Annotated in this window: 20 protein-coding genes; 8 read left to right on the forward strand and 12 right to left on the reverse strand. The window is 55.3% G+C overall.

Translation table 11 applies throughout. The features are described from left to right. The first annotated feature begins 155 nt into the window (after positions 1 to 155). Together BH714_RS07875 and ansP are read left to right on the forward strand one after the other, a co-directional pair. Positions 156 to 1,691 (forward strand): methyl-accepting chemotaxis protein, encoded by a 1,536-nt coding sequence (locus BH714_RS07875; RefSeq protein ID WP_040017587.1) that lies wholly within the window; start codon positions 156 to 158, stop codon positions 1,689 to 1,691. A 347-nt stretch (positions 1,692 to 2,038) separates the two neighbouring features. Then, positions 2,039 to 3,535 (forward strand): L-asparagine permease, encoded by a 1,497-nt coding sequence (gene ansP, locus BH714_RS07880; RefSeq protein WP_020884034.1) that lies wholly within the window; start codon positions 2,039 to 2,041, stop codon positions 3,533 to 3,535. Between the two features lie 71 nt (positions 3,536 to 3,606). Here ansP and yncE read toward each other — a convergent pair whose 3' ends face one another. Beyond that, positions 3,607 to 4,668, reverse strand: a complete 1,062-nt coding sequence (gene yncE, locus BH714_RS07885) for a 7-bladed beta-propeller protein YncE (RefSeq protein ID WP_040017589.1) — start codon at positions 4,666 to 4,668, stop codon at positions 3,607 to 3,609. Positions 4,669 to 4,909: 241 nt separating this feature from the next. On the opposite strand from yncE, the gene pqqU reads away from it, so the two are divergent. After that, positions 4,910 to 7,024 carry a TonB-dependent receptor PqqU gene (pqqU, locus tag BH714_RS07890; RefSeq protein ID WP_040017591.1) on the forward strand — a complete coding sequence of 705 codons (2,115 nt, stop codon included), beginning with the start codon at positions 4,910 to 4,912 and terminating at the stop codon, positions 7,022 to 7,024. A gap of 133 nt (positions 7,025 to 7,157) precedes the next feature. On the opposite strand, the gene BH714_RS07895 is transcribed toward pqqU, so the two are convergent. The 3 genes from BH714_RS07895 to BH714_RS07905 form a co-directional block, all read right to left on the reverse strand. Then, the gene (locus tag BH714_RS07895) at positions 7,158 to 7,826 is read right to left on the reverse strand and encodes a GntR family transcriptional regulator (protein WP_020884031.1); all 669 of its coding nucleotides are present in this window, start codon (positions 7,824 to 7,826) and stop codon (positions 7,158 to 7,160) included. Positions 7,827 to 8,080: 254 nt separating this feature from the next. Next, complete coding sequence (locus tag BH714_RS07900; RefSeq protein WP_040017592.1) at positions 8,081 to 9,121, reverse strand: NADP-dependent oxidoreductase; 1,041 nt, start codon at positions 9,119 to 9,121, stop codon at positions 8,081 to 8,083. A gap of 65 nt (positions 9,122 to 9,186) precedes the next feature. Further along, positions 9,187 to 9,762, reverse strand: coding sequence for a helix-turn-helix domain-containing protein (locus BH714_RS07905; RefSeq protein WP_014170255.1), 576 nt, complete (start codon positions 9,760 to 9,762; stop codon positions 9,187 to 9,189). Positions 9,763 to 9,912: 150 nt separating this feature from the next. On the opposite strand from BH714_RS07905, the gene BH714_RS07910 reads away from it, so the two are divergent. Together BH714_RS07910 and BH714_RS07915 are read left to right on the forward strand one after the other, a co-directional pair. Then, a complete protein-coding gene (locus tag BH714_RS07910) occupies positions 9,913 to 10,431 on the forward strand; it encodes a GNAT family N-acetyltransferase (RefSeq protein WP_040017594.1) in 519 nt (172 codons plus the stop codon). Next, positions 10,428 to 10,877, forward strand: coding sequence for a DMT family transporter (locus tag BH714_RS07915; protein ID WP_014170257.1), 450 nt, complete (start codon positions 10,428 to 10,430; stop codon positions 10,875 to 10,877). Before BH714_RS07910 ends, BH714_RS07915 begins: the two co-directional genes overlap by 4 nt. A 14-nt stretch (positions 10,878 to 10,891) precedes the next feature. On the opposite strand, the gene BH714_RS07920 is transcribed toward BH714_RS07915, so the two are convergent. Further along, complete coding sequence (locus BH714_RS07920; protein ID WP_020884026.1) at positions 10,892 to 11,125, reverse strand: YdcY family protein; 234 nt, start codon at positions 11,123 to 11,125, stop codon at positions 10,892 to 10,894. Between the two features lie 51 nt (positions 11,126 to 11,176). Further along, positions 11,177 to 12,775, reverse strand: a complete 1,599-nt coding sequence (locus BH714_RS07925) for an ABC transporter substrate-binding protein (protein ID WP_040017595.1) — start codon at positions 12,773 to 12,775, stop codon at positions 11,177 to 11,179. Positions 12,776 to 13,058: 283 nt separating this feature from the next. On the opposite strand from BH714_RS07925, the gene BH714_RS07930 reads away from it, so the two are divergent. From BH714_RS07930 to BH714_RS07940, 3 genes are read left to right on the forward strand one after another with little or no spacing between them, the layout of a single operon-like run. Next, positions 13,059 to 14,411 carry an SrfA family protein gene (locus tag BH714_RS07930; RefSeq protein ID WP_040017597.1) on the forward strand — a complete coding sequence of 451 codons (1,353 nt, stop codon included), beginning with the start codon at positions 13,059 to 13,061 and terminating at the stop codon, positions 14,409 to 14,411. A gap of 4 nt (positions 14,412 to 14,415) precedes the next feature. Further along, positions 14,416 to 17,397, forward strand: a complete 2,982-nt coding sequence (locus BH714_RS07935) for a virulence factor SrfB (RefSeq protein ID WP_020884023.1) — start codon at positions 14,416 to 14,418, stop codon at positions 17,395 to 17,397. Further along, positions 17,394 to 19,568 (forward strand): virulence factor SrfC family protein, encoded by a 2,175-nt coding sequence (locus tag BH714_RS07940; protein ID WP_040017598.1) that lies wholly within the window; start codon positions 17,394 to 17,396, stop codon positions 19,566 to 19,568. The genes BH714_RS07935 and BH714_RS07940 overlap by 4 nt, the downstream gene beginning before the upstream one ends. 33 nt (positions 19,569 to 19,601) lie before the next feature. On the opposite strand, the gene BH714_RS07945 is transcribed toward BH714_RS07940, so the two are convergent. From BH714_RS07945 to BH714_RS07970, 6 genes are all read right to left on the reverse strand, one after another. Continuing rightward, the gene (locus tag BH714_RS07945) at positions 19,602 to 20,360 is read right to left on the reverse strand and encodes an alpha/beta fold hydrolase (RefSeq protein ID WP_020884021.1); all 759 of its coding nucleotides are present in this window, start codon (positions 20,358 to 20,360) and stop codon (positions 19,602 to 19,604) included. Between the two features lie 85 nt (positions 20,361 to 20,445). Continuing rightward, positions 20,446 to 20,619, reverse strand: coding sequence for a GhoT/OrtT family toxin (locus BH714_RS07950; RefSeq protein ID WP_032670341.1), 174 nt, complete (start codon positions 20,617 to 20,619; stop codon positions 20,446 to 20,448). A gap of 155 nt (positions 20,620 to 20,774) precedes the next feature. Beyond that, positions 20,775 to 22,199 carry an aminobutyraldehyde dehydrogenase gene (gene patD / locus BH714_RS07955; protein WP_040017599.1) on the reverse strand — a complete coding sequence of 475 codons (1,425 nt, stop codon included), beginning with the start codon at positions 22,197 to 22,199 and terminating at the stop codon, positions 20,775 to 20,777. A gap of 24 nt (positions 22,200 to 22,223) precedes the next feature. Beyond that, positions 22,224 to 23,030, reverse strand: a complete 807-nt coding sequence (locus tag BH714_RS07960; protein WP_040017600.1) for an ABC transporter permease — start codon at positions 23,028 to 23,030, stop codon at positions 22,224 to 22,226. Beyond that, a complete protein-coding gene (locus BH714_RS07965; protein ID WP_200900464.1) occupies positions 23,020 to 23,922 on the reverse strand; it encodes an ABC transporter permease in 903 nt (300 codons plus the stop codon). Before BH714_RS07965 ends, BH714_RS07960 begins: the two co-directional genes overlap by 11 nt. Before the next feature lie 43 nt (positions 23,923 to 23,965). After that, positions 23,966 to 24,979: an ABC transporter ATP-binding protein gene (locus tag BH714_RS07970; RefSeq protein ID WP_020884017.1), complete on the reverse strand. Its 1,014-nt coding sequence runs from the start codon at positions 24,977 to 24,979 to the stop codon at positions 23,966 to 23,968. Between the last annotated feature and the right edge of the window lie 2 nt (positions 24,980 to 24,981).

The following is a 24,981-nucleotide window of genomic DNA, read 5'->3' on the forward strand; positions in this document are numbered from 1 at the left end:
ATTTTAAAAATAAAAAATACTAAATACAGGGTATTCCGGAACGCATAACTTTCGTAGAGAATATGCCGACAGTAAAAATAAAAAACCAAACCTTTCAAACTTGCCTGAATGTTTAACGGACTCTTTTTTATTGATATATGACCATGGGGTTACTGATGCGGAATAACACTCCCGTTACACAAAACGAGTATTTACTTAACGAAGGTTCGACGCTTATGTCGACCACCAATACGCACAGCCATATTACCTATGCGAACTCTGCCTTTATTGACGCCAGCGGCTATAAAGAAGAGAGTCTTCTCGGTGAGCCGCATAATCTTATTCGCCATCCCGACATGCCTGCCGAGGCGTTTGGCGACATGTGGTTTACCCTGCAACAGGGTGAGACCTGGACGGGGCTGGTCAAGAACCGCCGCCTGAACGGCGATCACTACTGGGTGCGCGCAAACGTCACCCCGGTTTATCAGAATGAAACGTTAACCGGCTATATTTCTGTGCGAAATATTCCTTCGCGTGAAGAGATTGCTGTCAGTGAAAAACGGTATGAGAAAGTGCGCAATAATGAATTAAAACATCACCGCTTTTATAAAGGCCTGTTTGTTCGCCACGGTCTGTTCTCTTTTACGTCGCTGTTTAAACGCCTCAGCACCAGTAAAAGGATCCATCTTGGTATTGCGATAACCGCCCTGCTCGCTTGTCTGCAGCTGTTTATATTTGCCGATCGTATTGTTGAGACTGTAGGTCTGGCTCTGCTATTTATTGCCCTGGCCGTTTATCTTCATGCGCAAATTGCGAAGCCGGTTAAATCCATTGTCCAGCAAATGCAGCGGGTGGTTTCAGGACGTAAAGCGGACTATTACCATTTTGACCGCGTCGATGAAATCGGCCTGATGATGCGCATGGTGAATCAGTCGGGTCTGAACCTCCATTCGCTGGTGGACGATGTCGGTGCGCAAATCAGCGGTATAAGTACAATCAGCCAGCAGGTGGCGAAAGAAGGTATGGCATTACAAACGCGTACCGAAGAAACCGCAGACTTTCTGCAGCAAACGGCCTCAGCCGTGGAAGAAATTGCCAGCGCAGTTCAGCAGACGGCTGAAACGGCGAAAGACGCGATCCTGATGGCAGATCGCACCCGCACCAGCGCTCACCGCGGTGAAGCAATGATGAAAGAGACTATCGGCATGATGCAGTCCGTGTCGCAGGATAACAGCCAGATCGTCGACATCATCAGCGTCATCGATCGTATCGCCTTCCAGACCAATATTCTGGCGCTGAACGCGGCCGTTGAAGCGGCGCGTGCGGGTGATGCCGGACGCGGTTTTGCGGTCGTGGCGGCCGAAGTCCGCAACCTTGCCCAGCACTCTGCCACGGCGGCCAAAGAGATCAAAACGCTTATAGAGAAAAACGTTTCCAGCGTGAACGCCGGCGTGGAGAAGGTCGAGCAAACTGAATCGCAGCTCACGGTGATGATTGGCAATGTCATGGAGATGTCTTCTCTGATTAAGGAGATAGGCCACGCCACGCAGGAGCAAACGCAGGCGCTGACCCTGATTAACGCGTCCATCTCCCGCATCGGTACAATGATCCAAAACAATACCGGTATGGTGGATAACGTGACGGACGCCGCACACCATCTGACGCAGCGTACGACCCGCCTGCAACAGGCGATTGCCGTTTTTGGCGGTTGAGCAAAGGCGCCGTTATGCGCTGGTTGCTTTGCGCAATCATTAAGCGAAACTGATGATTAAAGCACCACTTCATTAATGGATTTGTCTAAAAACTCACCGCTATTCAGCGTGTTGTGATCCCCGTCTGCTCTGACCACACGATTTCCTTCGACGTGCATCACTTTCGGCACGGTTATATTTTGCGTCGCTTATGAATTGCAGGTAGGATGCCTCGCCATGTTTCGCCTTATCCATACGCAGAATGACTGGGAAGGCAACATGTGTTTGCGCAGAAGCAATCGTTTGTATTGCACTCTGCCAGGCAGGACTATCACGATAATGGTTCAGACAGGCAAACAGGTAACTCAATGAAAACAAGCAATAAAAGCGCAGCCGATCATCACGCTGCTAAACGTCGCTGGTTAAACTCCCATGAAGAGGGCTACCACAAAGCGATGGGCAACCGTCAGGTTCAAATGATCGCCATCGGCGGCGCTATCGGAACGGGTCTGTTTTTAGGTGCTGGCGCTCGTCTGCAGATGGCTGGCCCGGCTCTCGCCCTGGTCTATCTGGTGTGCGGGATCTTTTCTTTCTTCATTCTTCGTGCATTGGGCGAACTGGTACTGCATCGCCCTTCCAGCGGCAGTTTTGTCTCTTATGCCCGCGAATTCCTCGGTGAAAAAGCGGCCTACGTTGCTGGATGGATGTACTTCGTCAACTGGGCAATGACCGGTATTGTCGATATCACCGCCGTCGCGCTTTACATGCACTACTGGGGCGCGTTTGGTGATGTGCCACAATGGGTGTTTGCGCTGGGCGCACTGGCCATTGTCGGCACCATGAACATGATCGGCGTGAAGTGGTTCGCGGAGATGGAGTTCTGGTTCGCGCTGGTAAAAGTGCTGGCCATCGTGGTGTTCCTGGTCGTGGGTACGGTGTTCCTCGGTAGCGGTAAACCGCTTGATGGCAATGCCACCGGTTTCCACCTGATCACTGATAACGGCGGTTTCTTCCCGCATGGCCTGCTGCCTGCGCTGGTGCTGGTTCAGGGTGTGGTGTTCGCCTTCGCGTCCATTGAGCTGGTCGGCACCGCGGCGGGTGAATGTAAAGACCCACAGACCATGGTACCTAAAGCCATTAACAGCGTTATCTGGCGTATCGGTCTCTTTTATGTTGGTTCCGTGGTGCTGCTGGTTCTGCTGCTGCCGTGGAACGCCTATCAGGCGGGTCAAAGCCCGTTTGTGACCTTCTTCTCTAAACTGGGCGTGCCTTATGTTGGCAGCATCATGAATATCGTGGTGCTGACGGCTGCGCTCTCCAGTCTGAACTCGGGTCTTTACTCTACCGGTCGTATCCTGCGCTCCATGTCGATGGGCGGTTCGGCGCCGAAATTCATGTCGAAGATGAGCCGTCAGCATGTGCCTTACGCGGGCATTCTGGCGACGCTGGTGGTGTATGTCTTCGGCGTGTTCCTGAACTACCTGGTACCGTCTCAGGTATTCGAAATCGTGCTGAACGTTGCCGCGCTCGGCATCATCGCCTCCTGGGCCTTTATCGTGGTCTGCCAGATGCGTCTGCGCAAAGCGATCAAAGAAGGCAAAGCCGCTGAAGTCAGCTTTAAGCTGCCGGGCGCACCGGTGACCTCCTGGCTCACCCTGCTGTTCCTGTTCAGCGTGCTGGTGCTGATGGCGTTTGATTACCCGAACGGTACCTACACGATCGCCACCATTCCTCTGCTGGCCGTATTGCTGATTGCCGGCTGGTTTGGCGTGCGTAAACGCGTACAAGAAATTCACAGCACGGCGCCGGTTCATCCTGATGATGCCAAACACGACGCCCCGCTGGTTGAAGAGACGTCGCGTTAATATCGACCTGCTGGTTAATACAAAGGGAAGGCATTGCGCCTTCCCTTTTTCTTTGTGTTGAGGAGCGAAACTTAGAGCGTGATACGAATCACGTCATCAGGCTGGGTGGCTTCCTGCTGACGGGTCGATTTTTGTTTTACCGTCACATACAGGGTTTTGCCATCCGCTGAGAGCGCCAGACTGTTCGGGTAGACCGGGGTGTCGAAGGTTTTGGTAACGTTGTAGGTTTTCGCGTCGATTACGCTCACCTTACCCGCTTCACGGTGCGTCACATACGCTTCGTTGCGCGCCGGGTTAAACAGAACGGCTAGCGATTCAGGCACGGCAATTTTCTTGATGACGCTGCCGTCCTTCAGATTCACCACCAGCACTTCCGGCTGCTTTGAGTCGGTTAAGAACGCACGCTGTCCGGCGGTATCCAGGCTCAGATTCAGGTAGAAGTGCTCCTTACCGTCGTCCTGCACTTTTTTACGGCTGAGGATTTTATGGGTTGCCGTATCAATCGTCACCAGTTCGCCATCAGCATTGGTGGTGTAAAGACGTTTTGCCTTCGCATCCAGCGCCAGGCCGGTACTGAATTTACCGGTACTGCCGATGGTCTCTTTCAGCTTCAGCGTTGCACCATCCACCACCCAAATCGCGCTCTCCTGGCCTACGCCGGTGATGTAAACCGTGTTTGCGCTGTCATCGGCCACCAGCTGGCGCGGCTGCAGCGGTTTGACGGTTTCACTGCGCTGACGGTTATCCAGCACCAGTCGCCCTTTCACCTCACCCGTTTTGGCATCAATCGCGGTTACCGCGCCGTTGATGGTGTTACCAAACCACAGCGTCTGGGTGGCATTATCAAGGGTGGCACCGAACGGTTTGAGATCGTTATGAATGACCTGCGTCACGTCCAGCGTGACCGGGTCAAGGCGATAGACAATCCCGCCTTTGTCCGTTTTGCGGCTCTGCGATGTCGCGACCCACAGCGCATTCTCCTGCTGGCTCACGGCCATTTCATATGCGCCTTTCCCTACCGCTTTGCGCAACATCTCTTCGGCAGCATGAACCTGGAAGGTTCCGGCAAACAGTAACGCCCCTGACAGCAGAGACATACTCAGGCGCGGCGAGCACAGATGACGTAAAGACATAACAATTCCTTTTTTGAACACAGGGTTTACTGCTGACATCACTTCCGGCAGGCAACGTCATGGCATTGCCGTTTTGATAATGAGAATAGTAATCATTTATGAGTTAAATGTGGAGTTTTTCTTTCCTTCCCGGCCTTTCATTAACGCAATGTGCGGTTATAGTTTTCAAAAGATTTACAAAAGATTTAACATATATGGACATGTTCCATTTGGTACGTTTTTTCCATAACCGGTCTATTTCATGAAAATCATTTCTGCCCGTAAGGCAACGCTTCCACTGCTGCTGGTTCCTGTTATCTCTGCGCCTCTCACTGCGATGAGTGCCGATGAACAGACCATGATCGTCAGCGCCACGCCGCAAACCGTCTCGGAGCTCGATACCCCGGCGGCGGTTAGCGTCGTGAATGGCGAGGATATGCGTCATGCTGCGCCACGCATTAACCTGTCTGAATCTCTTGGCAGCGTGCCGGGACTGCAGATCCAGAACCGCCAGAACTATGCTCAGGATCTCCAGCTTTCAATGCGTGGGTTTGGTGCCCGCTCAACCTTCGGCGTGCGCGGTATCCGTATGTATGTCGACGGTATTCCGGCAACCATGCCGGATGGACAGGGACAAACCTCCAATATCGATCTTTCCAGCGTGGACAGCGTAGAAGTGCTGCGCGGCCCCTTCTCTGCCCTTTATGGCAACGCCTCTGGCGGCGTGATCAACATGACGACCCAGACCGGGCAGCAGCCGCCGACCATCGAGGCCAGCAGCTATTACGGCAGTTACGGTACCTGGCGCTATGGAATGAAAGCCACCGGCGCGATGGGTGACGGGACGCATGCCGGGGATGTGGACTACACCGTGTCCACTACCCGTTTCACGACCAAAGGTTATCGCGACCACAGCGGCGCGCGGAAGAATCTCGCCAACGCTAAACTGGGTGTTCGTATTGATGACGTGAGTAAGCTGACGCTGATTTTCAACAGCGTGGACATGAAAGCCAACGATCCGGGTGGACTGAGTACCCAGGAATGGCATGACAACCCTCGGCAGTCTCCGCGTGGCGATCAATACAATACGCGCAAGACCATCAAGCAGACCCAGGCTGGCCTGCGCTACGATCGTCAGCTCAGCACCCAGGACGATCTCAGCGTCATGATGTACGCCGGCGAACGTGAAATGACACAGTACCAGTCAATTCCTTATCAGCCTCAGCTGAGACCTTCCCACTCCGGCGGCGTGATTGATATGCAGCGCCATTACCAGGGGATCGATACCCGCTGGACGCACCGTGGCGAACTGCTGGTTCCAGTAACCTTTACCACCGGTCTGAACTACGAAAACATGAGCGAAGATCGTCGCGGATACGAGAACTTCGTCATGAACAACGGCGTGCCGGAGTACGGCGTCAAGGGCGATAAACGTCGTAACGAACGTAACCTGATGTGGAACGTCGACCCGTACCTGCAAACCAGCTGGCAGTTAACGCAGAAACTCTCCGTGGATGCCGGCGTCCGTTACAGCTCGGTCTGGTTTGACTCCAACGACCATTACGTGACCCCGGGCAACGGAGACGACAGCGGTGACGCAAGCTATCACAAGTGGCTCCCGGCCGGATCGGTGAAATATGCCGTGACCGATGCGTGGAATCTCTATGCTGCGGCAGGTCGCGGGTTTGAAACGCCAACCATCAATGAGCTCTCTTATCGTGCGGATAACCAGGGCGGCCTCAACATTGGCCTGAAACCTTCCACGAACAATACCTATGAAGTGGGCAGCAAAACCCGTATCGGTAATGGTCTGCTGACGGCAGCGCTGTTCCGCACCGATACGGATGACGAGATTGTCGTCGATGCCAGCGCTGGCGGTCGTACCAGCTATAAAAACGCCGGTAAAACCCGTCGTCAGGGGGTTGAAGTTTCCCTGGATCAGCAGTTTGCTGAGAACTGGAAGCTGAAAATGGCGTGGACCTATCTGGACGCCACCTATCGTACCAACGTGTGCAGCACCGGCGACTGTAACGGCAACCGTATGCCAGGCATTGCCCGCAACATGGGTTATGCCTCGTTTGGCTGGCAGCCGGAAGAAGGCTGGTATGCGGGATCGGATGTGCGCTACATGAGCGATATCATGGCGGATGACGAGAACACGGCGAAAGCCCCGTCCTACACGGTGGTTGGGCTGAATACCGGGTATAAATTCAACTACGGTAACTGGGGAATGGACGTCTTTGGTCGCGTCGATAACCTGTTCGATAAAGAGTATGTCGGATCGGTTATCGTGAATGAATCCAACGGGCGTTATTACGAACCTGCACCGGGCCGTAACTACGGCGTAGGTCTGTCGGTCTCTTATCGCTTCGAGTAAGCAAAAAGCATTCTTTTTTGCTGAATATTATTTTTATAAATGGAATAACGCTCCTGATGGCAATAAGCCATCAGGAGTATTTAACCAGGAATATAATTCGCGGCAGGATATAGTCGCTCTGCTAAATAATCTCTCAGTTAAAATATTGTCGCTGTAAAAGCGTGTTCGCTTCATCAATCAACGTCTCTATCGCCTTCTGACTGCCATCAACATCTCTTCGCTCAAGCGCGGACAGGAGCTCGGCGTAGTGATAAGTCGACACCTTGATGTCGTTAAGCTCCTGATGCAGATAGTTCATGCAAGGTCCAATACGCACCCATAGCTGCTCAATTAAGGCGCTGAGTGTCGGCATTTCCGCGTACTGATAAAGCGTAAACCGAAAGATGCGGTTTGCATGCAGCGCCTGCTGAACGTGCCCGTTGCGCATGGCTTCATGGAATGTCTCTGATAACTTGCGCAACACCTCCAGCTTATTTTCCGTCATATGCTGACAGGCGGCAGCTACCGCCATAGGCTCAAGCTGTTTCCTGATGGCGTTAATCTCGTTATAACGCTCAAGCGTGACCTCAGGAACCAGAAATGCCTGGGCTGGCGTGGCGTGCAATGCCCCAGACGACACCAGACGCAAAAGCGCCTCGCGAACCGGGGTAATACTGGTTCCTAATTTATCAGCAATTTCTTTGGTAATCAGTCGAGCGCCAGGTTTCAGTGAGCCTGTAATTAACGCGCCTTTCAAACTGAGTTCGACTTGCATGGTAAGACTGATCCTTTGCGCTTTTTCTAAATGGTCCAAATCAAGCATGTTCAATTCCTGTAGCTAATACTTAATGCTATTTTTAAACGCCGTTTTTTATAAACGACGCTGTTCCGATATATCCTGTATCGTCATGCCTGGTGATGGGAAGTCTGTAAAAATGTCAAGAAATGCAAAATTTATTTTTTTTCGTTTTCGTGCTCATCTGAACGGAAGGCGCGAAAAGCCATGTCCAGTTAATTAAAGACAATATATCGTATCTTCACAAATAAATATGGCGGGAAACCCCGCCATATTTTAGATTATTTATTGTCACCCGCGACGCGAATCACGACTTTGCCGAAGTTTTTTCCTTCAAGAAGGCCAATCAGCGCCTCAGGCGCATTCTCCAGGCCGTCTGTGACCTGCTCACGGTAGTGAATTTTGCCTTCCTGCACCCAGCGCCCCATCTCATCCTGGAACTCCTTGATGCGATGGCCGTAGTCCTGAGCGATGATAAACCCCTGCATACGAATACGTTTCTTCAGAATCGTCGCCATCAATAACGGCAAACGATCCGGCCCTTCCGGCAGACCCGTCGCATTGTAACCGCTCACCAGACCACATACCGGTACGCGCGCTGAGGTGTTCAGTAAGGGCAACACGGCGTCAAAGACTTTCCCGCCGACGTTTTCATAATAAACATCAATCCCTTTCGGGCAGGCCTTTTCCAGCTGGGCCGCGAAGTCATCGGCATGGTGATCCAGGCACTGGTCAAACCCGAGCACCTCTACGGCATGGCGGCATTTTTCTGCACCACCGGCAACGCCGATCACCCGGCAACCTTTGATTTTACCGATCTGCCCGACCGTCGCACCAACCGGCCCCGTCGCCGCCGCAACCACCAGCGTTTCACCGGCTTTAGGCTGGCCGATGTCCAGTAGCCCCATATAGGCGGTAAACCCTGGCATACCCAGAATGCCCAGCGCCCACGAGGGGTGAGAAATATTATCGCCCAGTTTCACCAGGCCGCTGCCGTCTGAAATTTCATACTCCTGCCAGCCGCTGTAGCCCAGCACCCACTCACCCGGCGTATAGTCCGGATGGTTTGACTGCTCCACGCGACTGACCGTTCCCCCCACCATGACCGCCCCAATTTCCACTGGCGGTGAATAGGAAGGTGCATCACTCATGCGCCCACGCATGTAAGGATCAAGCGACAGCCAGACCGTGCGCAGCAAAAGCTGTCCTGCCTGAGGTTCAGGAACAGGCTGCTCTTCCAGACGAAAATTCTCCGCGACCGGCGCACCGTGCGGACGAGAAGCCAGAACCCAGCGGCGATTTTGCGAAACAGATTGATTCATCAGGAACTCCTTCTGGTACAAATGTCATTAGAGCCTGGCTCATGATCGGCGTAAACGCTTTAACTTTACGAGCCAGACTGGTTAAGCCGCACAACCAGATAGATACAGGTTTCATTCGTCTCATTAATGAACCGGCAGTCGTTGGGCGGCCCCAGTTCCAGGCAATCACCGGCGTGCATTTCATGACGGGTATCGCCCTCCTGGAAAACCAGTTCGCCAGACTGCAGCCAGATAAGCTGGCGCGCCAGCGCATACGACGAGGCGGGCATAGGGACATCGCTTCCCGCCGGCAGCTCAACCTGAACAAGATCGATGGGCAGATCGGTGCGGGGTGACACGTGGCGGCGGAGATAGTGTGTCTGAGGGTCACGCCAGACGGGCTGGTTTTCCAGACGCAGCAGCTTTCCTTCCTGCATTTCGGCTCTGGCGATCAGCGTTGACATGCTGATGCCAAACGCGCCGGATAACCGCGCGAGCAAGGTCGCCGTCGGGCTGCTGTCCCCGCGCTCTATCTTGTGGATCATGGCGCGCGAGACGCCGGCCCGGTCAGCAAGCTCGCTTAATGACCATCCTCGCGACTCGCGTTCAAGGCGAATTCGCGCGCTAATCCTTTGATTCATTGTGTCTGCCATAGTATTCATGACGTCATACTATAGTGTATGAACGGCATTTCAACGCGGTTTTGATAACAAAAAAATCTGGCTTATGTCATAGCCATCCGTCTGTACAGTTGTGTAATATCGTACTCATAACGTAATACTATAGTGAACAACACACTCAGAGGTTCAAACATGATCGTTCGTCATGCCTGCAAAGAAGACTGCACCGCTATTGGGGAGATTTACAACCACGCGGTGCTGCATACTGCCGCGATCTGGAATGATAAAACCGTCGATACGGATAACCGCATTGCCTGGTTTGAGGCGCGTGCCCTCGCAGGCTACCCGGTGCTGGTGAGTGAAGAGAATGGCGTTATCACCGGCTACGCCTCGTTTGGCGACTGGCGCGCCTTTGACGGTTTCCGGCATACGGTAGAGCATTCTGTCTACGTTCATCCGGATCATCAGGGCAAAGGTATTGGCCGCACGCTGATGAACGCGCTGATTATTGAAGCGCGGACCCTCGGCAAACACGTCATGGTGGCGGGCATTGAGGCGCAAAACCAGGCCTCTATTCATCTTCATGAGACGCTCGGTTTTGTGACCACCGGCCAGATGCCGCAGGTGGGCACCAAGTTTGGCCGCTGGCTGGATCTGACCTTTATGCAGTTGCAGCTTGATGAGCGCAGCGATCCGGACGCTATCTCATGAATCAGTCTCTGACGCTGGCTTTTCTGGTGGCGGCGGGAATTGGCCTGGTGGTGCAAAACACCTTAATGGTGCGCATCACTCAGTCCTCCTCGACCATTCTTATCGCGATGCTGCTGAATTCGCTGGTTGGCATTGTGCTGTTTGTCAGCATTCTGCTGCTAAAACAGGGCTTCGCCGGATTTAGCGAGCTGGCCTCAACGATCCGCTGGTGGACGTTGATCCCGGGGCTGTTAGGGTCGTTTTTTGTTTTTGCCAGTATCAGCGGCTATCAAAATGTTGGCGCAGCGACAACCATCGCCGTGCTGGTGGCAAGCCAGTTGATTGGCGGGCTGGTGATGGATGTACTCAGAAGCAATGGCATCCCCTTGCGCGCGCTGATTGGCCCGGTGTGCGGTGCCGTAATGCTGGTGGTCGGGGCGTGGCTGGTCGCGAGACGCCAGTTCTGACCCCCGGCTTACCGCTACAGAATCGTACCGCCTTTGGTCAGCAATTCCTGACGGGCGTCCATCTCTTCTTTATGTTGCTTACCATGATGTGCAATCGCGGTACGCAGACGCTGCTGCTGACTGTAGCGATCTTCACGGCTTAACGCTGCGTCGTCGCTCAGTTCGATCAGCAGTTCATTCATTCGGCTAATCACTCCCTCTTCGATGGCGGTATCGACACGGGCGATAACTTCATTTAAATGTGACATTGTCACTCCTTGTCAGATGCCCGGCAGGCGCGGTGCCTGCCGGGAAAAATGTCAGTTCAGTTTCGCTTTGGAGAAATCGCTGCCCATCAGGCTCACGCTGTACCCCGTTACGTTGCTGCGGGTGGCGTAGAACGTTTTGCCGTTCGCCAGCGCAATCCACGGTGCCTGAGCATAGAAGATCTCCTGCGCCTGGCTGTAGAGTTTCGCACGCTCACCCGGGTTGCTGGTCAGTTTGGCTTTCTTGACCAGATCATCATACCCCTTATCGCACCAGCGCGCGGCGTTCGATCCGGTTTTGATGCTGTCGCATCCCAGCAGTACATCAGCAAAGTTATCCGGGTCGCCGTTATCGGACATCCAGCCAAACAGCGCGGAATCATGCTCCCCTTTACGCATACCGGAGAGATACTCGCCCCACTCGTAAGAGACAATTTTGGCCTTCACGCCGACTTTTGCCCAGTCGCTCTGGATCATCTCCGCAATACGCTTCGAGTTAGGGTTATACGGACGCTGCACAGGCATTGACCACAGCGTCACGTCCGCGCCCTTCTCCAGACCGGCCTGTTTCAACAAAGCTTTCGCTTTTTCAGGATCGTAGCTGTAGTCCTTCAGATCGTTATTAAAGCCCAGCATATTCGGCGGAATGGGTGATTTCGCCACCGTACCGGAACCCATAAAGACCGCATTCACGATGGATTTTTTGTCCGTCGCATAGTTCAGGGCCTGACGCACCAGCACGTTATCAAACGGTTTTTTCTCGGTATTGAACGCCAGATACCCCACGTTCAACGCCTCCACGGCGTGCAGCTTCAGGTCTTTATTTTTGTTAATAACATCAAACTGAACCGGTGACGGCGCAGGAATAATCTGACATTCGTTGGTCTGCAGCTTCGCCAGACGCGTTTCTACGTTTGGCGTGATGGAGAAAATAAGGTGTTTCGTCGGAACCGCACCTTCCCAGTAGTTCGGGTTAGCGACGTAGCGGATCAGCGAATCCACTTTGTACTGCTGCAGAACGTATGGCCCGGTACCAATCGGCCAGGTATCGACATTCTCAGGCGCCCCTTTTTTCAGCATCGCGTCAGCGTATTCAGCGGAAAGAATAGAGGCGAAATCCATCCCCCAGTCAGCAAGGAAAGCGGCGTTTGGTTCGCTCAGCGTAAACTGCACGTGATAATCATCAACCTTTTTGACGTCCTGAATCAGCTTGTCCAGGCCTACGTCATTAAAGTATTCGTAATTACCTTGCGAGACATTGTGATAAGGATGCTTAGGATCTTTCTGACGCATGACGGAAAAAATAACGTCATCCGCATTAAAATCACGGGTCGGCTTGAAGTATTTATTGCTGTTGAACTTGACCCCTTTACGCAGCGTAAAGGTATAAGTCTTACCGTCCGGGGAAATTGTCCAGGACTCTGCCAGCGACGGTACCGGGGTGTTTTTCACCGGGTCGAAATTGATCAGGCGGTTATACAGGACCTGAGAGCTGGCCACGAATGACGGGCCTGAGCTGGCGATCTGCGGGTTGAAAGACTCCGGTGATGCTTCAGAGCAATAAATGATGGTGTCATTATTCGCCGCCCATGCGGCACCTGCTGGTAAGAGAGTGCTCAGCGCGAGGGCGAGCAGCGTTTTCCCTGTAGACATGGTTATAACCCTGGCAGTTTTATTATATTGGACTGTAATAACAGCACAGCCGCTATAACCTGGCAAATAACGAATCACTATCAGGTTATTCTAAAGCAACGTTTTCCGCTGGTTTTACAGCCAGTGCGCCAGAGGTTGATTTGCCTTAAGTGCCATTATTCGTCAAGCACAACCGCACCTTTCTATGCCACAAGAAATCGTCCCTTTTGGCGTCTCTTCCTCCGTTTGGTTGCTTCCCGATTTCGTTAAAGTAACGGTGTGAAGAAGTATATGGGATCAAATCGTGGCAAAAACTCTTTTACGCAGCGGTAATCTGGATGACTTTCAGGCCGTTGGCGGCGGCGGACAAGCCGTTTTTGAATCAGCGTTACAAATCCGGGAAGCGCTCCGGTTACGCAAACAACAGGCGATTGTCGACTGTCTGGCTATTCCGCAGGTCAATGATGGTGGCGACCGTGTCGACTGGTATTCGCCGGTCGACGGTTGCGTAACCAGCTGGAAAGCGGCGAACGAAGACGATCGTTATCGCGCCCTTCGCTATCTGGAAAATACGCTGGCCAGCGTTGAATCGCTGAGTAAGAAGTGCCTGCAGTCGCCAAAAACAGCGCAACAGCTTTTCGGCTCCCTGCTGTCGAAAGCATTTCAGTTTCCCGGCGAAAATTTCCTTTTCCTGGTTGATGGAAAGCCGGTCATAAGCTTCTGGGGGTTTGTAAATCTCAATGAGAATGCGCGTGACGACGTACTCGACTGTTTACGCGAATCGCTGATCCCTGAGCCAGCCCCGATTGTCATTGAAGACCCTGAACCCGAGCCGGAACCGACCCCAGTCCTGACCTTTGAACAGGCCGATGAGCCGCTGATCGCCCCGGCCACGGTGGTACGCATCACGCCGGACGAACTGTATACGCCTGAACCTGCACCGGTCACTTTGCCACCTGTGGAAGAACCCGAGCCAGAGCCTGCGATCGTAGCCAAAAAACGCCGCGTTCCCCTGTGGACGCTTCCGGTTGCCGCCGTGATCGTTGCCGCGATTGCCACCCCGTTGCTGTGGCCAAAACAGGCCCCTTCTGCCGAGCCAGTGGCTGTCGTTGCCCCTGAACCTGTCGCCATTGCGCCAAAGCCGATTAAAGCCGTTGAGCCACTGCCGATGAAATTACCGCTGCATCAGGCAGAGGTGGTCGCGAGCAAAGAAAAAGAACCGGCTCCCGTTGCCGCCCCAGCACCTGCACCGGTTGTGATTGCGGCGATCCCGAAAGACGCCATGGTCATGGAAGCAAACCAGGTGAAAGCGGGGTCGACGCGTTTTCTGAACGGAACATGGCGTGCGATCCTCGACGTGAAAGATCCGATTACCGGCAAACCACCGTCGCTGCGCTATCAGATCCAGAACAATAAAGGCTTCGCTCGTGTTGTTCACGGTGACAATGTTGTCTGCCGCGTGGAGGTTTTCTCCGGGCTGCACAGCAATGGTGAACTGATGATCAAGAGTCGCGGTAATGCCCGCTGCACAGACGGTTCACGCTACCCGATGCCGGAAGTTGCCTGCAAAGCAGGTACCAGCGATGTCGCTGAATGTAATGCCCGTTATGATGCCAAAACCGTCGTTCCACTGACGTTCAAGAAAGCAGGTGCCTGACCCTATGCTGGTAAATCTTTGCGACTATAAACAGAGCGTCACGCTTATTGCCAACAGCGGCGTGCAATTCCTCGATTTTGGCCTGACTCCGCAGGACACCGCCAGCAACGGGCGCTTCGTACGTAAAACCGCCAACGGTCCGCTTCTGCGTCTCGATTTCGATCTCGTCAACGGGCGTTACACGCTGCCGGGATTGAACGGCGGACAGCCTGAAGTGGTGAAACCGGAAACCACGATCCCACTGCATCAGTCTCTGACGGTGCTGGATGGCGTCTGGCTCCCCATTCCCTTCCTGCGCTTCAATCCGCCACGTACCTTTGTTGACGGGCCGGATAACTGGGCGCGTGTCCAGGTGCGTAAACTTGAAACGCCTGATGCAGCAGGCAATACGCACCGCGTCACGCTCGCTCTCGACAGCCAGATTGCAGAGCATGCTACTGCCGCGCTGTCCCCGGTTGAAAATGACATTCTCAACGGCACCCGTTTCGGACTGGCATGGCGTGACGATGAGGTGGAAAGCTTCCTCGACCAGACCTGGATTGACGGCTGGCTGCGCGAGGCGTTTACCCACTATGCGACCGACGTTGAAAACCGCGCGGAACGCGACCTGCAGCAGGCAATGCGCAGCTTTGAGTACCAGGCACACTGGCTCAACCTGCTGTCCATGCTCGGTGAACAGCTTACCGTGCCGGAAGTGAAATTTGTCACCCATACCCTCAGTACGCCGGCTATTCCGGTCGACCTGATCCTCGACGTCGGGAATACCCATACCTGCGGCGTTATTATTGAAGATCACGGTGATGCGAACGACGGTCTGCGCCAGACGGCCGAACTGCAGGTGCGCTCGTTAAGCGAGCCACAGTTCCTCAATGAACCGCTGTTTACCAGTCGTCTGGAGTTTTCAGAAGCGCGTTTTGGCAAGCAGCACTTCTCGGTGGAGAGTGGGCGTGAAGATGCCTTCGTCTGGCCGTCTATTGTCCGCGTGGGCGATGAAGCCCGCAAACTGGCTACGCGCCGTCTGGGCACGGAAGGTAACAGCGGTATCTCCAGCCCGCGTCGCTACCTGTGGGATGAAACCCCGGTGGTCCAGGACTGGCGCTTTAGCCAGATGAACAGCAAAACCCAGCGCGAACCGCTGGCGACCGCGTTCCCGCTGATGAACCTGATGAACGATGACGGTGAACCACTCTTTACGCTGCCGCAGGACGAGCGACTGCCGGTCTTCTCCCCGCAGTACAGCCGCAGCACGCTGATGACGCATATGCTGTGCGAACTGCTGGCACAGGCGCTGGGGCAGATCAACAGCGTTGCCACGCGCCTGCGTCTGGGCTTTCCGGCCTCGCCACGCCAGCTGCGTACGCTGATCCTGACCCTGCCCTCGGCGATGCCGAAGCAGGAACGCGAGATCTTCCGTCGCCGCATGTTCGAGGCGATCGCTATCGTCTGGAAAGCGATGGGCTGGCACCCGCAGGACGACGATTTTGCCACCCGTAAGCACCAGGAAAAAAGCGTGGTGCCGGTACCTGCAATCCAGATGGAGTGGGACGAGGCCAGCTGTGGTCAACTGGTGTGGCTGTACAACGAAGCGATCTCACATTTTGGTGGTCAGACGGAAGCGTTCTTCGCCTCCCTCGCCCGCCCGGATCGTGAACCTGAACCGGGCGTGCAGCCGGGGCGCTCGCTGCGTGTCGCCTCTATCGACATTGGCGGCGGCACAACCGACATGGCGATCACCCATTATCAGTTGGATGACGGCTCCGGTAACAACGTCAAAATCACGCCGCAGCTGCTGTTCCGTGAAGGGTTTAAAGTGGCCGGCGACGACACCCTGCTGGACGTCATCCAGCGCTATGTGTTACCCGCCCTGCAAACCCAGCTGCAGAAGTCCGGCATTGCCGATGCCTCTCTGCTGATGGCCTCGCTGTTTGGTGACTCAGGACGTATCGATACTCAGGCGGTATTGCGCCAGCAAACGGCGCTTCAGCTCTTTATGCCGATTGGTCACGCCATCCTTGCCGCGTGGGAATCCAGCGACATCGACGATCCGCTGGCAGGCTTGCATGCCACCTTTGGCGATCTGCTGTCGCAAAAACCGACCCGCAACGTGATGAATTATCTGCAACAGGCCGTCGATCATGCCTTGCCGGCAGGTTCAGAAGCCTTCGATCTGTTTGCCGTTCCGCTGCACGTGAATTTCCGTGAAATGCAGGATGCGATGCTGGCAGGCCAGTTCACGCTGGCGTCACCCCTGCATGCGGTGTGCGAGGCCATTTCACATTACAGCTGCGATATTCTGCTGATCACGGGGCGTCCGGGCTGCCTGCCTGGCGTTCAGGCGCTTATTCGCCACCTGCAGCCGGTGCCGGTTAATCGCATCGTCTGGCTGGATAAATACCAGGTTCATGAATGGTACCCGTTCAGCCAGCAAGGACGCATTGGTAATCCAAAATCGACCGCCGCCGTCGGCGCGATGCTTTGCAGCCTGGCGCTAGACCTGCGACTGCCGCGCTTTAACTTTAAAGCCGCGGATATCGGTGCATATTCAACGGTTCGCTATCTGGGCGTCCTGGATAACACCGTAAACACCCTGCGTGAAGAAAACGTCTGGTATCAGGATATCGACCTGGATAAACCGGGTGCGAAACTCGACGCCCGTCTGCACTTCCCCCTGCGCGGAAATGTGACGCTCGGTTTCCGCCAGCTGGCGAACGCGCGCTGGCCGGCAACGCCGCTCTATACGCTTAGCATCAACTCGGCCGAACTGGCCAAAGCGATTGCGGGTGACGGCGTGCTGAACGTGCGGCTCAAACTTTGTGGCGGCAATAAGCATGAAGGGCCTGAATCCTTCGCGCTGAGCGATGCCTGGTTGCAGGACGGGACGCCGGTTCCGCCTGATGCTTTAACCTTCAAACTGAATACTCTGGCCGATCGCCGTCATAGCGGCAGCCACTACTGGATCGACAGCGGGAGCGTATACCTGAAATGACTGCGACGATGACCACCACTCAGGCCTTAATCGGGTGGATAAATGAGACGCGCCTGAACGCCCCAGTGCTGGATAACGAGGCCGATGCCCTTCTTGCGCGCATCAACGCGACGCAGGCACGGGAGCAGGCCATTGACCGCGCCCTGTCCCGCCCGGGCAGTATTGGACTTTACGGTCATTCTCAGAGTGCTAAAGCGCATCTGCTTTTATCGCTGTGCGGCAGTGGTAATGGCCGCCTGAACGTTACGCCAGGCCAGCGTACATTTGACTATTTTTCGCACATTAATCCGGGACATGCCCTGACCAACATGGCCGTGCGGTTCACTCGCGGAAATGCAGAGGTGGTGGATGAGGCGTTCCCGCTGCGCCTGAGCCTGGTGACAGAGGCAGAGCTGGTTCAGCTGTTTATCGCCCGCACCACGCTGCAGCCGGACATCCGCGCCGTGGATAAAGCGGTCATTGAGACGCGCCTGGAGAAGTGGCGTGGCCTGCGCCAGCCGCAGGGCGTTCCTGGTATTACGGCTCAGGACGTGGGTGCCATCGCCCGCTTCTGGCAAAGCTCAGTTCCTGCCGCGAAACAGCAAATTGATGATGCCCTGTGGCATCAGTTTGCACAGCTGGTCCCTTCGCTCGATCTCAGCACGCGAGCCAGCGTCTGGTCGCTGCTGTGGGGTGAGCAACAGGAGTTGACCCAGCAGTGGTTAAAGCTCGCTCATGTCCTGCATCAGACCAGCCATGCCGGAGCACTCGCCGCCCCGCTCAGCCTGCTGGTCGATAACTTCGGGCTTCCGGGCGAAGGGTTCCTGACTCACGGCACCTTTACCCTTCCGGAGGCCCAGGAGACGCTGCTTCATCCGCTGAACAACGGCGAGATGCTTAACGCCATCAGTATCCCTGTCGATACGCTCGCCTTCCTGACGCGTGAGCTGGTCTTGCCGGTCGAAAGCAGCGCCCTGGATAATGTCGATATTATTGATATTCCGGTCTTTTCAGATAACAGCGCCGATACACTGAATCAGGCTAAATGCCAGTGGTTGCTGGAGCATTATCGCCAGCAGCTGCAACCGGACGTGCTTGTTATCTGCAATGCGACAGCCCAGCACGAGCAAACGGCTAAAAAAGCCCGGGTGCTGATGAACTGGGTCAAAGAGACTCAGCCCGTTGAAGAATCCGCCCTGCCGGGGCTGGTGTGGGCGATTACGCCTCACGACGCACGTTTTACCACCCGTCAGAACCTTGATGAAACGGTCCAGCACCTGTTGGGCAAACCGGGTGTGCGCTGGGGGACACTGCAGGCGCTGGACAGCCACAGCATGCAGCGCGTGATCGAGTGGTTGTCTCAGGCCACGTTACCCGCTCAGCGGCAGAAGCGTCTTAGCACGCTGAAAGCAATGCTGCGCCAGGAACTCTCGGCCCTGATGAAGGGGTATCTGGCACCGCTGGTTGAGGAACCCGGCGCCAGACGAACTCAGGCCGAAAACATGGTGCGCGTTCTGCAAAGCTCCGCCGCCCGCCACGGTGAACTGCTTGAAGGTCTTCTACCGCCGCTTAAAGCCTTTGAAACCCTGCTGGCCGTTCAGCAGCCCCGCGAGGAGCAGGTGAACGGACTGTTTACGGATACCATTGACCTGTTTGCCGAGCATGCCCAGGAGAACGCCAGTCCATTCCAGACCAAAGACAAAGCTCGCCTGGCGCATAAAGTCTGGATAAACCATCTGCGCCAGTGGAGCCGCAACGATGCCACTGCCGCGCGCCTTGGGCTGGAACCCGCTGTTTTGCAGCAAATTGCCGACGTTCTGGTGGTGGCCAGCTACCGACTGAACCTGCCACAGCAGTTGCAGAACATCGTTGAAACCGACAAGAGCAGCGCTGCTCAACTGCATGCCGTGATGGGCAACTTCATTGGCTGGCTGGGCTACGATCGGACACCCGCAGAGGCACGCCCGGCGAGCCGCATCCGTAAAGGCCAGGCAATCTTTGTCACGCCGGTGGTCAACAGTACCGCGCCGCGCCTGACGCGTCTGGGAGAACAACCCGTACATGCGGCAACGGTGTATGTCTATGACTGGCTGGTCGCCCTCTATAGCCGGGCAATAGAGAACATCGATTTCCGCCACCCGCACGATGTACAGCCTGCCGCACGCCAGGCCTTACAAGCCCTGTTACGATAGCGCTCCTGGCCCGCAGAGATGCGGGCTATCCTTTCAGGTCGTGGTCATACACTCTGCTAACGTCTGCGCCAGTGCCGACGGATTTTCCCATGACATGGAGTGTCCGGCCGCTGGGATGATTTTCACCTCAACGCCCCGCTTTTGCAGAGAGTCCACATCATCATCAGGTAGAGACCACTCGCCGAAAATCAACGTCACCGGACAGCGCAGAGACAAAAACTGAACCTCCCATTCCGGCTCTACCCCTTCCACCAGGCTGGACGCGCCACGCCACACGGCATACGGCGCATTGCTTTGCAGACTGCCCGCCCAGGGTGAGGTTTCTGCACTGAGCAGCGCATCATACCCCTGCGCCAGGAACTGTTGTTCCGTCTGTGCAGCAATAGAGCGGCTGAACATGCCACCTCCGGCGTGAAAATTGGGTTCCGACACCATCAACCCTTTTACGCGTGGCGCCATCAGTCCTGCTGCCTCGATAGCAATGCTGCCACCCATACTATGACCATATAGCCAGAAGCTATTGAGTTTGAGATGGTCCAACAGTTCAGCCACCACTCGCGCCTGCTCGCTGGTGCGATAACGATACTGCACGGGTTTGTCGCTGTAACCGCTGCCCGGGAGATCGATAAGAATGGCTCTGCGCGCACCAAACCGGGCGTCAGAGACGATACGAGGATATTCATAAGAAGAGGCGCAGCCTAACCCGTGAATAAACACCACAGGATCGCCAGAGCCGGGAAGATCGTGCCAGCGCACAACGCAGCCGGCCTGCTGCGAGTAAAAACTGTTCATAAGCACTCCTTTAACGATTTACTGTGTATTTATACAGTCTTCATGTCTGGAATGCTATGTTCATCTTTTAAAACGGGAGCGTGCTTCAGAAAAGCGAGATCAACAGCGCAACGGGAAAGCTCATTGGCCAGGTTGACCCCACCAGAAAAGCACTGAGCAGTCGGATACGTTTGCGGTCTTTAGAGAGGAACCAGGTAATTAATGCACAGACAGAAGCCATGATTGCGTAAAAAACCAACATCTTTTGATACAACGTCATTCTGTTTACCAGAGCCGAAAAAATAACCGCACGCAATATGCGTCATATGTTGATACAGATCAAGTTTTTTCGTTACAGAATAACCATTTGAATACTATGGATAATGTACTGAAAGGAGAGAATGCCCGGCGCTGAATGCGACCGGGCATGGGGGCTTAGTGCTTTATCATCACGTGGCGAACAACGGTATAATCTTCAAGGCCGTACACCGACATATCTTTGCCGTAGCCGGATAACTTCATCCCGCCGTGCGGCATTTCGCTCACCAGCATAAAATGGGTATTAACCCAGGTGCAGCCGTACTGCAGACGCGCGCTCATCCGATGGGCACGCCCTACATCGCGGGTCCAGACCGATGATGCCAGGCCGTACTGCGAATCGTTCGCCCATGCCAGCACCTGCGCTTCGTCATCAAACTCGGTGACACTTACAACCGGGCCAAACACTTCTCGCTGAACGATAGCATCGTCCTGTTTTGCCCCTGCCAGAAGGGTTGGCTGGAAATAGTAGCCTGCCCCCTCTTTTTTGCTGCCGCCGGTCACCACGCGAATATGGCTCAGGGCTTTAGCCTCATCAACTGCCTTACAGACGCGTGAAAGATGGGCTTCGGAACTGAGCGGTCCCAGTTCGGTGGTTTCCTCCTCCGGCGCGCCCATCTTCAGGCTCGCCACCGCGGCACCCAGTTTTTCCACCAGCGCGGCATAAACGCCCTTCTGCGCATAAATACGACAGGCTGCCGTACAATCCTGCCCGGCATTGTAGAAGCCGAAAGTACGTACCCCTTCAACAACCGCATCAAGATCGGCGTCGTCGAAAACGATAACCGGGGCTTTGCCGCCCAGCTCCATATGGGTGCGTTTAATCGAGGACGCCGTGTGTCCAATAATATGTTCGCCGGTGGCAATAGAACCGGTGAGCGACACCATACGCACCTTTTCGTGGCCGGTCAGCGGATCACCGACCGTTTTTCCGCGGCCAAACAGAACGTTCAGAACGCCTGCCGGGAAGATGTCTTTCGCCAGTTCCGCCAGCTTGAGGGCCGTCAGTGGGGTAATCTCCGAAGGTTTGATCACCACACAGTTACCCGCGGCCAGCGCGGGTGCCAGCTTCCATGCCGCCATCATCAGCGGATAGTTCCATGGCGCAATGGAGGCGACCACGCCCACCGGATCGCGGCGTATCATCGATGTGTGACCGTCAAGATATTCGCCGGCGGCCAGCCCGTTCAGGCAGCGGGCGGCGCCGGCAAAGAAGCGGAAAACGTCGACCACAGCCGGAATTTCATCTCCCAACGCACAGTGCAGCGGCTTACCGCAATTGAGCGATTCGAGACGGGCAAATTCTTCGCCGTGGGCTTCAATCACGTCAGCCAGCTTCAGCAGACACTCGGCACGCGTTTTAGGCGTGGTTTGTCCCCATTCAATGAATGCGCGATCGGCGGCCTGGACCGCCGCGTCGACCTGCACTGCTGACGCTTCAGCAATCTCCAGAAGTACCTCTCCGGTGGCAGGGTTATAGACCGGCTGTTTTTCCCCGTCTCCGGCGACCAGTTCACCATTTATCAGCAGTTGTGTTTGCATAGCATTGTCCTGTTGAAATCAATGTTATTTCCCGCTTCCGGCACTGTTTTCGCCGTCGCGGGTTAGCCACCAGGCTCCCAGAATGGGTAGGGTTGTGACCAGCATCACCAGCAGTGCGACGACGTTGGTGACCGGCACGTCGCGCGGACGCCCGAGCTGATTAAGCAACCACAGCGGTAACGTGCGCTCGTGTCCCGCGGTAAATGTTGTGACGATGATTTCGTCAAACGAGAGTGCAAACGCCAGCATCCCCCCGGCCAGCAACGCCGAACCGAGATTTGGCAGGACCACGTAACGGAAGGTTTGCCAGCCGTCGGCCCCCAGATCCATTGACGCCTCGACCAGACTCCAGGAGGTGCGTCTGAAACGGGCAATCACGTTGTTAAACACCACCACCACGCAGAACGTGGCGTGACCGACCACGATGGTGAAAAAACCCGGCTCAAGGTCAATGGTTTTAAACGCCGTCAACAGCGCCAGACCGGTGATAATCCCCGGTAACGCAATCGGCAACAGCAGCAACAGCGAGATCGCATTTTTGCCAAAAAACGCGCTTCGCCACAGCGCCGCTGCAGCAAGCGTGCCAAGCACCAGCGCGATAGCCGTCGACAGCGCAGCGATTTGAAGTGACAACGTCACTGATTCAGTGATGTCGCCACGCCCCGCTGCCACGGTGAACCACTTCAAGGTCAACCCCTGCGGCGGAAAACTGAACGCGGCGTCTTCGGTGTTAAAGGCGTAGGTCGCAATAATCAGCAGCGGGAAATGAAGGAAGATAACGCCTCCCCAGGCTGCCACTTTCAGGAACAACGGTGCGCGTTCAGAGTGCATCGAATGCTCCCAGACGTTTCACGAACGCCAGATAAAGAGAGATGAGGACAATTGGCACAAGGGTGAAGGCCGCGGCCATGGGCATATTGCCGATAGCGCCCTGCTGGGAATAGACCATATTGCCAATAAAGTACCCCGGCGGCCCCACCAGCTGTGGAACAATGAAATCGCCCAGCGTCAGGGAAAAAGTGAAGATTGACCCTGCGGCAATGCCCGGGATTGCCAGCGGCAAAACGACGTAACGAAAAGTCTGGTGTGGTCGCGCGCCGAGATCGGCTGAAGCCTGCAGTAACGACGCGGGCAGCCGCTCCAGCGCCGCCTGTACCGGCAGGATCATAAACGGCAGCCAGATATAGACGAACACCAGAAAACGCCCCAGCCCGGAGGTGGAAAGCGTGTTTCCGCCAATGGCCGGTAGCGTAAGGATCGCGGTCAGGATCGGCTCCAGCCCCAGGTGGCTCAGAAACCACTGCGCCACCCCGTCTTTCGCCAGCAGCAGCGTCCAGGCATAGGCTTTAACAATATAGCTGGCCCACATTGGCAGCATCACGGCGATATAGAAGAACGCCTTCCACTTGCCGCGGGTGTAACGTGCCATGTACCACGCCATCGGAAACGCGAGGATAGCGCTGGCGATGGTCACCGCAATGGCCATCATCAGCGTACGCAGAATGATGTCATAGTTTGCCGGATTAAAAAGCGCCAGGATATTAGCAAACGTCAGGTCCGGCGTGACCGCCATGGTGAAATCGTCAAAGGTATAAAACCCTTGCCATAAAAGCGTGAGAAGCGATCCCAGATAAACGATGCCAAACCACATTAGCGGCGCGAGCAGCAGCAGGAACAGCCCAAGCGATGGCTTACGCCAGAACAGTGCGGTAAGGCGGCTCATGCGGCTACGGTGGGCGGGAGGCTGCGCGACATGCGTGTTCATGTCACCTCTCCTCTTGCAGGCGAACCATGGCATCACGTGACCACGACGCCATCACCGCCTGTCCCGGCGTCACGCCGCTCAGCGTTGCGGCATCGCTAAAATTGGCCTGGCTGACCAGCAGTTTTGCACCATCAGCGAGTTTTAGCTCAAGACGCGTTGCCGCCCCCTGATACTGTACTGCCTGCACCACGCCCTCAACCTGAACCTCACCGCTCTCATTGAGGCGAATATGTTCCGGCCGTAAAGAATAGATGCCTTCCATCCCGCACACGTTGTGTGCCATACCGGCGTCAAACACGTTCGAGGTCCCGACAAAGCTCGCCACGAAGGGCGTTCCTGGACGCATATAGAGATCGCGCGGGGTGTCGACTTGCTCAATGCGGCCATTATTGAAAACCGCGACCCGGTCAGACATCGACAGGGCTTCCCCCTGATCGTGAGTGACGAAAATAAAGGTGATGCCGAGCTCCTGCTGCAGCTTTTTCAGCTCGAACTGCATCTGCTCACGCAGTTTAAGATCGAGCGCGCCGAGCGGTTCATCCAGCAGCAATACCCGGGGTTCATTGACCAGCGCCCGCGCGATGGCGACACGTTGACGTTGCCCGCCGGAAAGCTGCGAAGGCTTACGCGTGACAGCAAAGCTTAGTCCCACTTTTTCCAGCGCTTGACGCGCCTGCGCATGCCGCGTTTTCTTGTCGATACCTTTGACCATGAGCCCGTACGCGACGTTGTCGAGGATCGACATATGCGGGAACAACGCATAATCCTGGAACACGGTATTCACATCGCGTTCCCAGGGGGGAAGTGCGCTCGCCTCTTTACCGAAGATTTTGATTGCGCCGCCTGACAGCTGCTCAAAACCGGCGATCAGACGCAGGCAGGTAGTTTTGCCGGAGCCCGAAGGCCCCAGCATGGAGAAAAACTCTCCGTCATGAATAGCAATGGTGACCCCATCCACCGCCCGCACGTCACCGTACAGACGGGAAACGTCATTAAACTCTACTGCGTACGTCATGT

This window comes from Enterobacter ludwigii, from assembly GCF_001750725.1.
GTDB classification, from domain to species: Bacteria; Pseudomonadota; Gammaproteobacteria; order Enterobacterales; family Enterobacteriaceae; genus Enterobacter; species Enterobacter ludwigii.